This is a genomic window from Thermotoga sp. RQ7 (genome assembly GCF_000832145.1).
GTDB classification, from domain to species: domain Bacteria; phylum Thermotogota; class Thermotogae; order Thermotogales; family Thermotogaceae; genus Thermotoga; species Thermotoga neapolitana.
In genome coordinates this window covers 497,114-511,988 of sequence record NZ_CP007633.1, presented here as the reverse complement: position 1 = coordinate 511,988, position 14,875 = coordinate 497,114, and the positions used below count along the sequence as shown (strand labels likewise).

Genomic DNA, 14,875 nt, shown 5'->3' with positions numbered 1-14,875 from the left:
AGCGTGTTCTTTCGAAACCAAATATTGACTTGAGCGGAAAAAATGTAGTAACATTACAGACGTGTATATTTGAAACATCAAATATCTAAAGAGGAGGGATGTCCATGAAGGTTGTTCGGACTGTTTCACTGGTGATGTTTCTTATCATCGCGGTAGCGCTTTTTGGATCCGTAAAGGCCTCTCTCAGCGACAAACCGGTAGGATTTGCATCTGTTCCGACACCGGATTTGCCGGAGGGTACAGTTGGTGGATTGGGTGGAAAAGTGGTTCTTGTAAGCACGCCTGAAGATCTGGAAACTTACGCGGCAACGGAAGGAAAGTATATCATACTTGTGAACGGAACGCTTGTTTTTGAACCAAAAAAAGAGATAAACATCACATCTGACAAGACGATTGTAGGACTTGGCGAAGCAAAACTTATTGGAGTGGGATTCTACATAAAAGGGCAGAAAAACATTGTAATTAGAAATCTGCACTTTGAAGGATTCTACATGGAAGACGATCCACGAGGCAAGAAGTATGACTTCGATTACATCTGTATTGACAACTCTCACCACGTCTGGATCGATCACTGTACTTTCGTGAATGGAAACGATGGAGCCGTAGATATCAAGAAGTTTTCGAACTACATAACAGTTTCCTGGAACAAATTCGTGGATCACGACAAGGTATCGCTCGTTGGCTCTTCTGACAAAGAAGATTCGGAACAGGCCAGCCAGGCCTACAAAGTCACCTATCACCACAACTACTTCAAAAACTGCATTCAGAGAATGCCAAGAATCAGATTTGGAATGGCGCATGTGTTCAACAACTTCTACAGCATGGGATTGAGAACGGGTGTTTCCGGAAATGTCTTTCCCATTTATGGCGTGGCTTCAGCGATGGGAGCAAAAGTTCACGTTGAGGGAAACTACTTCATGGGATACGGTGCTGTCATGGCAGAAGCCGGCATTGCGTTCCTTCCCACCAGAATCATGGGGCCTGTGGAAGGTTATCTGACACTGGGTGAGGGCGATGCGAAGAACAAGTTCTACTACTGCAAGGAACCTGAAACCCGTCCTGTTGAGGAAGGAAAGCCTGCTTTTGATCCTCACGAATACTACGACTACACACTCGATCCCGTCGATGATGTTCCAAAGATAGTAGTGGATGGTGCAGGAGCAGGCAAACTGATATTTGAGGAATTGGGTGTGGCGCGAGCAGAGTAAAAGATATCGAAGGTTCAGTCAGAAATTCTGGAGGGGGGAAATCCCCCTCTTTTAAGTACAGCAGTCTCAGAAGGAGGGATCTTTTTGGCTTCCATCGTATTTGTAGGTGCAGGGAGTGTGAGGTACACGATAAAGTTGGTAGGTGATCTGGCAAAGACAAAAGAGCTTTATGGGTCAAGACTGGTTTTGATGGACATCGACGAAGAGAGGCTGAAGGCAACCTTCACACTCGTGAAGAAGTACCTGAAGGAGTTGAAAGCAGAATACGAGGTAGAACAGACGACAAGCCTTGAGAAGGCACTTGAAGGGGCAGAGTTTGTCATCAACACAGCACTCTACAGGGCACCTGGACATGAAGACGGGTACGTGCACTACGAGATCATGAGGGAAGTAGGGGAAAGACATGGTTACTACAGGGGGATAGACAGCCAGGAGCTGAACATGGTATCGGACTACTACACTTTGAGCAACTACAACCATCTGAAGATGAGCCTCGATATAGCAAAAGCTGTGGAGGAAATATCCCCGGATGCGTGGATACTGCAGACGGCAAATCCCGTCTTTGAGATCACTCAACTTGTGAAGAGGCTGACGAAGGCGAAGATAGTGGGGTTCTGCCATGGATATGCACACGTGTTTCACCTTGCGAAGGTGCTTGGGGTAGAACCGGAAGAACTCGACTGGCAGGTGGCAGGGGTAAACCATGCGATATGGCTGAACAGGTTCAGGTGGAAGGGAGAGGACTTATATCCCAGGCTGGATGAGTGGATAGAGAAGAACGCGTCGAACTGGGAGCCGAAGAGTCCATGGGACGTGGACTTTTCACCTGCTGCGATAGACATGTACAGGTTTTACGGTATGTATCCGATAGGGGACACGGTGAGGAGTGGGACGTGGAAGTACCACTACGATCTTGAGACGAAGAAGAAGTGGTTCGGAAAGTATGGAGGAATAGACAACGAGGTAGAAAGGCCGAAGTTCTACGAGAGTTTGAGAAAGCAAAGAAAGAGGCTGATGGAACTTGCGAAAGAAGTGGAGAAAGATCCGACGATAGAGCTCACGAAGGTATGGCCTGAGGTGTTCACAACAGGAAGTGAAAGTGTAGAGCAGCACATACCTTTCATCAACGCCCTTGTGAACGGGAAGAAAGCAAGGCTGGTTTTGAACGTGGAGAACAGAGGGACGATAAAGGGGATACCGGACGATGTGGTTGTGGAGGTGCCGGTGATAGTGGACAAGGAAGGGATACATCCGGAGAAGATAGAGCCTGATCTTACGGAGAGGGTCAAGAAGTTCTATCTTCTTCCGAGGATTTTGAGGATGGAATGGGCACTTGAGGCGTTCATCAGTGGTGACAGGAGGGTTCTTGAGGAGATTCTCGTCAGAGATCCCAGAACAAAATCTTACGAACAGGTCGTCGCTGTCATCGATGATATCCTCAACCTGCCTTTTAACGAGGAAATGAGAAAACATTATCTTTGAATGTGTGGTAAACTACACCTGAAACATCAAACATCTTAGGGGAGAGTGATGGATTTGAAAGCACACGCCATGGTACTGGAACGTTTCAACCATCCCCTTGTCTACAGAGAGTTCGAGATAACTGAAATTCCACCCGGATCCGTCCTCGTTGAAATCCTCTCTGCAGGTGTATGTGGTTCGGATGTTCACATGTTCCATGGAGAGGATCCCAGAGTGCCACTTCCTATCATACTGGGACACGAAGGTGCAGGAAGGGTTGTTGAGGTGAACGGTGAAAAGAAAGACCTCAACGGAGAATCAGTAAAACCCGGTGATCTCATCGTGTGGAACAGAGGGATCACCTGTGGAGAGTGTTTCTGGTGTAAGGTATCAAAAGAGCCCTATCTGTGCCCAAACAGGAAGGTCTACGGGATAAACATGGGAAGTTCTGAATATCCTCACCTCAGAGGATGTTACAGCTCTCACATAGTACTCGATCCAAAGACGGATATTTTGAAGGTATCAGAAAAAGATGACCTCGATGTTTTAGCCATGGCGATGTGCTCCGGTGCGACTGCGTATCATGCCTTTGACGAGTATCCAGAGGCCTTTGCTGGAAAAACCGTTGTGATACAGGGTGCAGGGCCTCTGGGGTTGTTCGCTGTTGTCATAGCACGATCTCTCGGGGCAGAGAAAGTGGTGGTGATCGCTGGATCGCCGAACAGGTTGAAACTTGCAGAAGAGATCGGAGCGGACATCACGCTGAACAGAAGAGAAACGAGTGTTGAGGAGAGAAGAAAAATTGTCATGGACATCACCTACGGAAGAGGAGCAGACTTTGTTCTGGAGGCGACAGGAGACAGCAAAGCCCTTTTGGAAGGAACAGAACTTTTGAGAAGAGGAGGATACTACGCCATAGCAGGCGTTGCTGTTCCACAGGATCCTGTGCCGTTGAAGGTCTACGAATGGCTTGTTTTGAAAAATGCCACATTCAAGGGTGTGTGGGTGAGTGACACATCTCACTTTGTGAAGACGGTATCGATCGCTTCCAGAAACTACAACCTTCTTTCTAAGCTCATCACCCACAGACTTCCTCTGAAAGAGGCAAACAGAGCACTGGAACTCATGGAATCGAGGGAAGCATTGAAGGTAATACTCTATCCGGAGGGATGAAGATGCTGGAAAGGGCAAAGAGAGTTGAGGAAGAGATATTGAATAACGTGAAGGAACCAGAGATACCGGACCGAGTGGTTGAAATCACCGAGTTTGGAGCAATTGGTGATGGAAAGACTGACTGTACTGAGAGTTTCAGAAAAGCCATAGAATTTCTCTCAGAGCAGGGTGGAGGAAGACTCGTGGTTCCCTACGGGGTGTTTCTGACTGGGCCCATCCATTTGAAAAGCAACATAGAACTTCATGCTCTGGGGACGATAAAGTTCATCCCGGATCCGAAAAGATATCTTCCTGTTGTTCTAACCCGGTTTGAAGGAATTGAGCTGTACAACTATTCCCCACTGATCTATGCGCTGGACTGTGAAAACGTTGCGATCACCGGAAGTGGTGTGCTGGATGGTTCTGCGGACAACGAACACTGGTGGCCCTGGAAGGGAAAGAAAGAATTTGGCTGGAGAGAAGGAACACCCAGTCAACACGAGGATGTGAAAAAGTTAAAGGAGATGGCAGAAAAAGGAACTCCCGTTGAAGAAAGAGTCTTTGGCGAAGGACATTATCTGAGACCGAGTTTCATCCAGTTCTACAGGTGCAGAAACGTTCTGATGGAGGGTGTGAAGGTCGTCAACTCTCCCATGTGGTGCGTTCATCCGGTTCTTTCTGAGAATGTGATCATCAGAGGCATAGAGATTTCGAGCACGGGTCCGAACAACGATGGGATCGATCCTGAATCCTGCAGGTACGTGCTCATAGAGAACTGCAGGTTCGACACGGGAGACGATTCCGTGGTCATCAAGTCCGGAAGAGACGCAGATGGAAGGCGTATAAACGTCCCATCGGAGTACATCCTTGTTCGAAACAACATCGTACTGAGTCGGGCAAGCCATGGTGGTCTGGTCATAGGAAGCGAGATGTCCGGTGGTGTGAAAAACGTGGTGGCGAGAAACAACGTTTACATGAACGTGGAAAGAGCACTCAGATTGAAAACAAATTCCAGACGTGGCGGATACATGGAAAACATCTTTTTTGTTGATAACGTGGCGATAGACGTTTCGGAGGAAGTGATCAGGATAAACCTCAGGTACGACAACGAAGAGGGTGAATATCCTCCTGTTGTCAGAAACGTTTTTGTGAAGAATTTGAAGGCAACAGGTGGAAAGTACGCTATTCGTGTGGAAGGACTGGAGAACGATTTTGTAAAAGATGTTCTGATATCTGATACTATAATAGAGGGAGCAAAGATTTCTGTTCTTCTGGAATTCGGACAGATAGGCATGGAAAACGTAACCATAAACGGATCACGGTTCGAAAAACTCTATCTGGAAGGAAAGGCACTGTTGAAATAAGAAGTGGAGGTGGTACCTGTGAAATCCAGCATAGGTCTCATAGGTCTTGCGGTGATGGGACAGAATCTTGCCTTAAACATCGCAAGAAAAGGTTATAAAGTCTCTGTCTTCAACAGAACGGCACAGAAGACAGAAGAGTTCGTGAAAAATCGTGTGAAAGACGAAGAAATAGAACCTCACTACGATATAAAAGATTTTGTAGAATCCCTTGAGAGACCAAGAAAGATCATTCTGATGGTGAAAGCAGGAAAACCTGTTGACGATACTATTTCCCAGCTTCTTCCCTATCTCGAACCGGGAGATCTGATCATAGACGGCGGGAATTCTCATTATCTGGACACAGAAAGACGCTTTAAAGACCTCACAGAGAGAGGGTTTCTCTTTCTTGGAATGGGAGTTTCGGGTGGTGAGTATGGAGCCCTCCATGGACCTTCTCTCATGCCTGGTGGAAGCAAAAAAGCATACAGCCTGGTCGAAGATATTCTCCTGAAGATCGCTGCAAAGACGGAAGATGGACCCTGCTGCACCTATGTTGGGGAAAGATCCGCCGGGCACTTTGTGAAAATGGTCCACAACGGGATAGAATACGCCATTATGCAATCGATAGCGGAAATCTATCACATCATGAGAGAAGTCCTGAACCTTTCTACCGATGAGATGTCCGATGTCTTCAAGGAGTGGAACTCTGGAGAACTCAATTCCTTCCTTGTAGAGATCACCTACAAGATCCTGAAAAGAAAAGACGAAGAGACGGGAAAACCGATGGTCGATGTGATACTGGACAGAGCAGAACAGAAGGGAACCGGAAAGTGGACTTCTCAGGCAGCCCTGGATCTTGGAATTCCCACTCCTTCCATAAACCTGGCCGTGGTTGAAAGGGTGATCTCCCACTTCAAAGAGGAAAGAACAAAACTTTCGAAACTGTATAATAAGAGAAGAAGCACTCTCCAGAAGAGTGAGGAGTTCTTGAAAGATCTAAAAGACTCACTCTTTTTTGTCATGTTCATGGCCTTTTCTCAGGGTATGTGGTTGATCTCAGAAGCGTCAAAGGAATTCAACTACAACGTGGATCTTTCTGAAGTACTCAGAATCTGGAAGGGAGGATGTATCATAAGAGCAAAGTTGATAGACACGCTGAGAAGATACATATCGGATGAAAATGCGCATTTGCTGGAGAGTGAAGAAGTGGTTTCTCTTTTGAAAGAACGAATTGGTTCTTTGAAGAATGTTTTGAAGGTGTCCATAGAAAACGAGATCCCCGTTCCTGTTTTGAGTTCTGCTTACAACTACTTCATGAGTCTGACAGAAGAAAGGCTCCCCGCAAACCTCATCCAGGCTCAAAGGGACTTCTTCGGAGCACACACGTTCGAGAGAGTGGATAGAGAAGGTGTGTTCCACATCAACTGGCAGGAAGGAGAGATAGAATGAAAAAGATCGAGGTAGACCTTGTGAGAACGAAGGTCTACAACCTCCTCAAAGAAATGATACTGAACCACGAGTTGAAACTGGGAGAAAAGCTCAACGTGAGAGAACTCTCTGAAAAACTGGGAATCAGTTTCACACCGGTGAGGGATGCACTCCTTCAACTTGCAACAGAAGGTCTTGTGAAAGTGGTACCAAGGGTGGGTTTCTTTGTTACCGATGTTGACGAGAGGTTCATAAGAGAGACGATAGAAACAAGGATAATGATGGAAGTTTTCTGCCTTGAGAACTACTTCGAGAGGATTGCTTCCTCTGAGGAACTCTTGAAGATAAAAGAAGAGATAGAAAACGTTGAAAGCAGTCTGAAAAGGGATCTGTTCGATGATGCCGACGAGAGACTCCACAAACTCTTCATCAAAGCCTCCGGAAACGATCTCATCATTTCCCTTTACGAAAAGATATGGGACCGCATCGATCTTGTGAGACACCTGAACGAAAGGTACATCGTCTCAAACAGAGAACACAAAGAACTCATAGAGAGTATCCTGCGTGGTGACAAAGAAGGTGCAGTTGAGAAACTGAAGGAGCATCTGAAAAACGTGGAGGAGGAGACGATAAGAAATCTGTACACGTACGGGAAGGGGTGAGGGTATGTCCTTGAAGGTGTTCAAAGATCATTTTGGAAGAGGATATGAAGTTTACGAAAGCTCCTATAGAAAAAAGGAAGGGTTTTCCTTCTTTCTTGTGAAAGGAGAAGAGGGGAAGGTACTGGTAATTTCGGGTGAAAAGGTACCGGAAGGTGTTTCGTTCTTCAAAAAGCATCAGATGGGTGGAAAGACGTTTTTCTTCTGCGAAAGGAACCATGAAAATCTGGAGATCCTGAGAAAATACTTTCCCGATCTGAAACCCACCCGAGTGGGATTGAAGGCGTCCTTTGGAACCGGTGACAGACTTGGAATCACAACACCTGCCCATGTCAGAGCACTGAGAGGTTCTGGTCTGTTTCCCGTTTTTGCTCAGCAGTCTGTGAGAGAGAATGAAAGAACGGGAAGAACCTGGAGGGATGTACTCGATGATGCAACCTGGGGAGTGTTCCAGGAAGGATACACAGAAGGATTTGGAGCGGACGCAGACCATGTGAAAAATCCTGAAGATCTTGTCGCAGCCGCAAAAGAAGGCTTTTCCATGTTCACGATCGATCCTTCAGACCACGTGAGAAACCTCTCAAAACTCAGTGAAAGAGAAAAGAACGAGATGTTCGAGGAAATACTGAAAAAAGAGCGAATCGACAGGATCTATCTTGGGAAAAAATACACCGTCCTCGGTGAAAGACTGGAGTTCGACGAGAAAAATTTGAGGGATGCTGCTCTGGTGTACTATGATGCGATCGCCCACGTGGATATGATGTATCAAATTTTGAAAGAGGAGATCTCGGACTTCGATTTCGAGGTTTCCGTTGACGAGACAGAAACACCCACCAGTCCACTGTTTCACATCTTCGTCGTGGAAGAACTCAGAAGACGGGGTGTGGAATTCACCAACCTCGCTTTGAGGTTCATCGGTGAGTGGGAAAAAGGTATCGATTACAAAGGAGACCTTGGGCTGTTCGAGAAAGAGATCAAGATGCACGCTGAAATTTCGAGGATGTTCGAAGGATACAAAATATCACTCCACTCTGGAAGCGACAAATTTTCCGTGTATCCTGCTTTTGCTTCCGCGACAGGAGGCCTTTTCCACGTGAAGACAGCCGGAACGAGTTATCTTGAGGCGGTGAAGGTCATATCCATGGTCAACCCGGAGCTCTTCCGGGAGATCTACAGGTGTGCTCTCGATCACTTTGAGGAAGACAGAAAGTCCTATCACATATCTGCGGATCTGTCGAAAGTTCCGGAAGTAGAGAAAGTGAAAGATGAAGATCTTCCAGGTCTTTTTGAAGACATCAACGTGAGACAGTTGATCCATGTCACCTATGGCTCTGTTCTGAAAGATGCATCTTTGAAAGAACGGCTGTTTGAGGCGCTTGAACAAAACGAGGAACTCTTTTACGAAACTGTGGCAAAACATATAAAAAGGCACGTGGATCTGCTGGAGGGGTGAAAGAGGTGTTCGATCTCAGGGGGAGGGTTGCCCTCGTAACCGGTGGCTCTCGTGGGCTGGGTTTTGGAATCGCTCAGGGGCTGGCAGAGGTTGGATGTTCAGTGGTCGTTGCAAGCAGAAATCTGGAGGAAGCATCAGAAGCGGCTCAAAAGTTGACAGAAAAATACGGCGTTGAAACGATGGCTTTCCGATGCGATGTTTCAAACTATGAGGAAGTGAAAAAACTTTTGGAAGCAGTGAAAGAGAAATTTGGAAAGCTCGATACGGTGGTCAACGCTGCGGGGATAAACAGAAGACATCCAGCGGAAGAATTTCCTCTCGATGAGTTCAGACAGGTGATAGAGGTGAACCTTTTTGGAACTTACTACGTGTGTAGGGAGGCATTTCGTCTTCTCAGGAAATCAGATAATCCCTCGATCATAAACATCGGTTCTCTCACCGTTGAAGAAGTCACGATGCCAAACATCGCTGCGTACGCTGCTTCGAAGGGAGGAGTTGCCTCTTTGACAAAAGCCCTTGCAAAAGAATGGGGAAAGTACGGCATCCGGGTGAACGCCATCGCCCCTGGCTGGTACAGAACAAAGATGACAGAAGCGGTCTTCAGCGATCCTGAGAAACTGGACTACATGCTGAAGAGAATTCCTCTCGGCAGAACGGGTGTTCCGGAAGATCTGAAAGGAGCGGCCGTTTTTCTTGCTTCTGAAGAGGCGCGGTATGTAACAGGACAGATCATCTTCGTGGACGGTGGATGGACCGCAAATTGAAGGAGTGAGAGCATGACGGTGTATCTGGAAGGAAATCCACTGACCGAGGAAAAGATAAAGGAAGGACTTGCAAAGCTTGTGAGCGACCTTGAAAGGGTGAAAAAGGTCCTGGTTGTTCACACGGATTATACCCGTGTGGATTTCACCCACCTGATCGCAAAAAATCTCTACAGACTGCTTCTGGAAAAAGGTATGGAGGAATTTCACACGCTCAACGCGAGTGGCACGCACAGGGCGATGAAGGTGGAAGAGTTCGAAAGAAAACTCGGTATCTCAAGGGACGAAAAAGGAGTGTTCTTCCACAACCACGAGTTCTTCAATCCAGAGGCCTTAACGCTTGTTGGAACGCTTCCTTCTGATTTTGTCTCCGAAATGACAGAAGGGGATCTGGAAGAGGAGATACCGATAAAGGTGAATAAACTGCTCTTTGGAGACTTCGATGCGATCTTTTTCATAAACGGTACCGTTCCTCATGAATCAACGGGCTTTTCGGGCGGGTTGAAGATCGTAATTCCCGGTATCGCCAGCACGGAGGTGGTGGATACCTTCCACTGGGCTGCGGTGCTCATGGGTATTCCAAAGCTCATAGGTACGGTGGACAATCCCGCACGGAAGATCATAAACAGAGCATCGGAGATGATCTTTCGAAAGATCAAAGCAAGATCCTTCACCCTGAACATGGTGTACGAGGAAGAGGAAGAGGTGATTCCAAGGGCTCTCTACATAGACGAAGGATTCGAGGGCTTTCTGAAAGCGTACGAAAAGGCGTGTGAACTCAGTTCTCAACTCCATGTTAAGTACATAGACCGCCCCCTCAAAAGAGCTGTCCAGGTGATTGGAGAAGAATACGACGAGGTCTGGACCGCCGGAAAGGGTTCTTACAAACTCCAAAGGCCCGGTGTGATGGTAAAAGGTGGACAGATCATCATCTACGCACCTCATATAAAGAGATTTCACTCCAATCCTCAAATGGACAGATGGATCAGGGAGATAGGATATCACTGCAAAGACTACGTGAAGTGGTATCTGAAAAAGCACCCTGACTTCAACAAAAACGTTGCAGCGCATGTGATCAACGTGAGGGGAACTGGAACGTTCGATCCAGAAACGGGAAAGGAAGAGTTCGAGTTCGATGTGATTCTGGCGACCTCCATTCCCGAGGACGAGTGCAGAGCGGTGAACCTGGGCTACATGGACCCCTCGAAGATAAGAAAGGAAGATTTCATGGACGAGGATTCCCTCTGGATAGTGCCGGGAGGAAAGTATCTCTACGATCTGAGGGAGAGGAGAAGATGATAGCGGCCATAGACATTGGAACAGAGAGCGCTCGTCTCATGTTCAAAAGTAACGGTGAGTGGAAGGTTCTGAAGAAGTCCTACAGGATCTTTTTCCCATCTCCAGAGGCAGTGGAGCAGGACCCAAAAGAGATTCTGTCGGCCGTTTACGACCTCTTGAAGCAGATTCCAAAGGAAGGAGACGTTCTCTACGTTGGAATGAGTTCTGTTTTTCACAGTGTGGTTGGGCTCGATGAAGGTTTCAATCCGGTAACACCCCTTCTCAACTGGGCGGACAGAAGGTCCTATCGTGAAAAGGAAGAACTCGAAAAGAAATACGGAACCAGGTTCTTCTACGAAAGAACGGCCTGCCCGCTTCATCCGATGTACTGGCCTTCGAAGATTCTCTGGATGAAGAAGAACTCAGATTCAAAGAAGTTCTGTTCGATAAAAGCCTTCATAGTCAACAAACTGACAGGAGAGTTCGTAGAGGAGATTTCCCTTGCATCTGGAACCGGTATGATGAACATACATTCCCTTGAGTGGGACGATGAGATCCTCGGGATCGTGGGAGTGAAGAAAGAAAACCTGCCAGAACTCAAGTCACCTTACGCTCAGTTGAAAGCGAAAGAAGAAGTAGCGAAAGAACTTGGTTTCAGAGAGGTCTATCTGGTCCTCGGCGGTGGAGACGGGGTGATGACGAATGTTGGACTGAACGCTATGGATCCGGATTCTGCCACCGTAACGATCGGAACAAGTGGTGCGTTCCGTGTGGTTCTGGACAGACCCGTGATAGATCGGGAAGGTATCTCCACATGGTGCTATCTGATCGATGAGAAAAACTACGTTCTTGGTGGTGCGATAAACAACGGTGGAATCGTGCTGATGTGGCTGAAAGATGTTATGAAGTTCGACAGTTACGACGAGATCATAGAGGAGGCAAAGAAGTCTTCAATCGGGGCAAACGGTCTTGTTTTCCTTCCCTTCCTAAACGGTGAAAGGGCACCTCACTGGAGAGAAAGGTACAGGGGTGTTCTGGTGGGACTTGCTTCATCTCACAGAAGAAGCGATATCGCCAGGGCGGCGCTTGAAGGAATCTGTTTCAGAATAAAAGACATATACAACGCGGTAAAAAAAGTGGGGAATGTGGATCCTGTTCGGATCGTTGCAACGGGAGGCTTCACCAGTTCGCCTTACTGGGTTCAGCTCCTTGCGGATGTTCTGGGAAAAGATATCACGGTCACAAACGTGGAGAATCCTTCCGCCTTCGGTGCCTACGTGATGGCCCTGAAATCTCTAGGAGAGAGCGTAGAAGAATTCCTTGAAAAGGAAGTCCGTGTGGAGCAGGTTTTTCGCTGCGATCCTGAAAGAAACGAAAAATACGAACAACTCTACGATGATTACAGATTTCTCTACGAAAAACTGGTGGACTATTTCTACAGGGAGTAACCAAGACCGGTCATCTTCTTCAGATCCAGTTTTTTTGCTATTTCGTCGATCGGAACGTTCTTTTCCCGAGAGAGAATTTCCAGAGTCTTTCCGATATCCCAGTTTGCCCTCTTCACCGCTTCTGAGACGGCCTCGTAACCGAACATCTTTATCAGCGGTGTGAGGTTCGACACAGAACGTGAGAGATGTTCCTCACACCGCTTTTCGTTTGCCTTTATGTTCACCACGTATTCCGTCAGGGAGCGACAGGCGTTTGTGAGAAGTGTGAGGGACTTGAGTGTGAGATGGACTATGAGTGGGGCGAACTGGTTGAGTTCGAGGTTTCCGAGTGCACATGTGTGGTTCAGTATCGTGTCGTGACCGAAGACCATGTGGCAGAGCTGCATCACATACTCTGGAACAACCGGATTCACCTTTCCCGGCATGATGGAACTTCCCGCCTGAACCGCCGGCAAAATGAGTTCACCTATCGCCGTGTTTGGCCCACTTCCAAGGAGTCTGATATCGTTTGAGATCTTGTAGAGATTCACCGCAAGGGATTTTAAAAGACCGTGAACCTCCGCAAAGACATCCCAGTTTTGGGTTGCGTCTATGAGGTTTTCCGCCTTGGCGATCTTCACCTTCGTTACTTCTCTTACTTTTTCCACGATCTTCAAGATGTAATCTTTCGGTGCCCCAACTCCCGTTCCGATCGCTGTTCCCCCGATGTTCACGCTTCTTATTCTCTCTTCGACCTTGTGGAGCCTCCATCTGTCCCTTGCGAGGGCATCGGCGAAGGCACCGAACTCCTGTCCAAGCATGATCGGTGGGCCATCCATGAGCTGGGTTCTTCCCGGCTTTCTGATGGAGTAGAACTCCTTCTCTTTCTCCTGGATCTTCTCCTGAAGATTTATCACCGCTTCTATGAGTTTTCTCAGTTTCACAATGGTGGCGATCTTCGCACTCGTTGGAAAGGTGTCGTTCGTTGACTGGTGCAGGTTCACGTGATCTATGGGATCGACGAGGTATTCTCCTTTCTTTCCACCGAGTATCTCTGTTGCCCTGTTTGCTATCACCTCGTTTATGTTCATGTTTATCGACGTTCCAGCTCCACCCGAGAGGGGATCCACCAGAACGTGTTCTTTCAACGTTTCCCATTCATCGCATGCCTTTACAATGGCGTTTCCTATTCGCTCGTCCAGGTAGCCGAGTTCGGTGTTGAGAAGAGCGCAGGCTTTTTTCACCATGAAGTACGCCCAGATGAACGTCTCGTCGAGTCTTTCGCCAGTTGGCGGAAAGTTCATCAGGGCTCGCCTGGTGTGTATTCCATAGTAAGCGTCGTCTTCTATCTCCAGTTCTCCGAGATAGTCTCTTTCTTTTCTCAAACCCTCACTTCCTCCCTGAATGGACGAATCGCCCGCTCTAGCACACCGTGAAGGTAAGAGATGGTCACACCGTAGTTCGTCATCGGTATACCGAGTCTTTTTGCCATCCTCACCCTTCTCATCATCGCTGAGCGGTTCAGAACACATCCACCGCAGTGGATGATGAGTTTTGCGTTTTCTATTTCCTCAAGATCAGGAAAATCCTTTCCGGCTATGACCTTGAAGTTGAGCTGCGCTCCCGTGTGGTTCACGAGCCATCTTGGAATCTTCACCCTTCCGATGTCTTCGGTGAGGGGCCTGTGGGTGCAACCTTCCATGATCACGACCGTGTCGCCATCTCTCAACTCTTCTATCTTCTTCACACTCTCAACGAAGTAAGAAAGATCGCCACGGTAGCGTGATTCCACGATCGAGAAGGTGGTGAGTTCCACATCGTCGGGGATGTCGGAGACGACCTTCATCACGGCCTGAGAATCTGTGATCACAAGTTTCGGCTTCATTCCAATGTTCTCCATCACGTACCTGAGTTCTCTTTCCTTCACAACGAGTGCGATGGCTTCCCTGTCCAGAGTCTCTCTTATTGCGTGTACCTGTGGCATGATGAGCCTTCCCTTGGGTGCTCCAAGGTCTATGGGAACAACAAGAATCACAAGATCACCGCCATCTATCAGATCGCCAAGATAGGGAATCTCCTCGTCGTCCGGAAGGATCTCAGAGAGGACTTTCCCTATATCTTCAAAGCCTTCCTTTCGAAGTGCCGAGACAAGGAGCACCCTTGCTTCGTATCGATCCTCGTACAGTCTTTTCAGTTCCATGGCTTTTTCCTTCAGAACATCGATCTTGTTTATCACGACCACAAAAGGAATTTCCATCTCTTTGAAGAGATTTGCAACGTCGTCTTCGTAGGGAGTTGGTGCGCTGTCTGTCACGAGAATTCCACAATCTGCCCTGTAGAACACCCTCCTTGCCTTCTCTACCCTCAGTCTTCCAAGTTCTCCCACGTCGTCGAGTCCAGGGGTGTCCACGAGGGTGACGGGACCGATAGGATGAAGTTCCATGGATTTGTAGACGGGATCGGTCGTTGTTCCCGCATAATCGCTCACGATGGACACGTTCTGACCAACTAAGGCGTTCATGAAAGAGGATTTTCCAACGTTCCTTCTTCCCGCAACAACGATGTATCTTCTGAAACCGGCGTCCGGCAGTCTCACACTATCACCTCTATAAAGAAAAATCCCCTTCGCACAACCGAAGGGGTGTTCTCCCCCCCCTCGGTGTCGGATACCCTCCACCTCAGGTGGGATTGGGCTTTCCAAGTTA

General features: G+C 47.8%; 12 protein-coding genes. 10 read left to right on the top strand and 2 right to left on the bottom strand.

All coding sequences use genetic code 11. The features are described 5' to 3' along the window. The first annotated feature begins 98 nt into the window (after positions 1-98). From pelA to TRQ7_RS02595, 10 genes are all read left to right on the top strand, one after another. Complete coding sequence (gene pelA, locus TRQ7_RS02640) at positions 99-1,208, top strand: pectate trisaccharide-lyase (RefSeq protein ID WP_144399069.1); 1,110 nt, start codon at positions 99-101, stop codon at positions 1,206-1,208. A gap of 84 nt (positions 1,209-1,292) precedes the next feature. After that, complete coding sequence (aglA, locus tag TRQ7_RS02635; RefSeq protein WP_041843935.1) at positions 1,293-2,690, top strand: alpha-glucosidase AglA; 1,398 nt, start codon at positions 1,293-1,295, stop codon at positions 2,688-2,690. Positions 2,691-2,738: 48 nt separating this feature from the next. Then, positions 2,739-3,842 (top strand): zinc-binding dehydrogenase, encoded by a 1,104-nt coding sequence (locus TRQ7_RS02630; protein WP_041843934.1) that lies wholly within the window; start codon positions 2,739-2,741, stop codon positions 3,840-3,842. Then, positions 3,839-5,185, top strand: a complete 1,347-nt coding sequence (locus TRQ7_RS02625) for a glycoside hydrolase family 28 protein (protein ID WP_144399067.1) — start codon at positions 3,839-3,841, stop codon at positions 5,183-5,185. The genes TRQ7_RS02630 and TRQ7_RS02625 overlap by 4 nt, the downstream gene beginning before the upstream one ends. Before the next feature lie 18 nt (positions 5,186-5,203). Beyond that, positions 5,204-6,613 carry an NADP-dependent phosphogluconate dehydrogenase gene (gene gndA / locus TRQ7_RS02620; RefSeq protein WP_041843932.1) on the top strand — a complete coding sequence of 470 codons (1,410 nt, stop codon included), beginning with the start codon at positions 5,204-5,206 and terminating at the stop codon, positions 6,611-6,613. Further along, positions 6,610-7,254 (top strand): GntR family transcriptional regulator, encoded by a 645-nt coding sequence (locus TRQ7_RS02615; RefSeq protein WP_041843931.1) that lies wholly within the window; start codon positions 6,610-6,612, stop codon positions 7,252-7,254. Before gndA ends, TRQ7_RS02615 begins: the two co-directional genes overlap by 4 nt. Before the next feature lie 4 nt (positions 7,255-7,258). Then, the gene (locus TRQ7_RS02610) at positions 7,259-8,704 is read left to right on the top strand and encodes a tagaturonate epimerase family protein (protein WP_041843930.1); all 1,446 of its coding nucleotides are present in this window, start codon (positions 7,259-7,261) and stop codon (positions 8,702-8,704) included. A 5-nt stretch (positions 8,705-8,709) separates the two neighbouring features. After that, on the top strand, positions 8,710-9,468 hold the full coding sequence (locus tag TRQ7_RS02605; RefSeq protein ID WP_041844542.1) for an SDR family oxidoreductase: 759 nt from the start codon (positions 8,710-8,712) through the stop codon (positions 9,466-9,468). Between the two features lie 12 nt (positions 9,469-9,480). Next, positions 9,481-10,764, top strand: a complete 1,284-nt coding sequence (locus TRQ7_RS02600) for a lactate racemase domain-containing protein (RefSeq protein ID WP_041843929.1) — start codon at positions 9,481-9,483, stop codon at positions 10,762-10,764. Next, on the top strand, positions 10,761-12,191 hold the full coding sequence (locus tag TRQ7_RS02595) for a gluconokinase (RefSeq protein WP_041843928.1): 1,431 nt from the start codon (positions 10,761-10,763) through the stop codon (positions 12,189-12,191). Before TRQ7_RS02600 ends, TRQ7_RS02595 begins: the two co-directional genes overlap by 4 nt. On the opposite strand, the gene TRQ7_RS02590 is transcribed toward TRQ7_RS02595, so the two are convergent. After that, positions 12,179-13,555 (bottom strand): aspartate ammonia-lyase, encoded by a 1,377-nt coding sequence (locus TRQ7_RS02590; RefSeq protein WP_041843927.1) that lies wholly within the window; start codon positions 13,553-13,555, stop codon positions 12,179-12,181. The genes TRQ7_RS02595 and TRQ7_RS02590 overlap by 13 nt on opposite strands. Further along, positions 13,552-14,766: a [FeFe] hydrogenase H-cluster maturation GTPase HydF gene (gene hydF, locus TRQ7_RS02585; protein WP_008192079.1), complete on the bottom strand. Its 1,215-nt coding sequence runs from the start codon at positions 14,764-14,766 to the stop codon at positions 13,552-13,554. Before hydF ends, TRQ7_RS02590 begins: the two co-directional genes overlap by 4 nt. Positions 14,767-14,875: the final 109 nt, after the last annotated feature.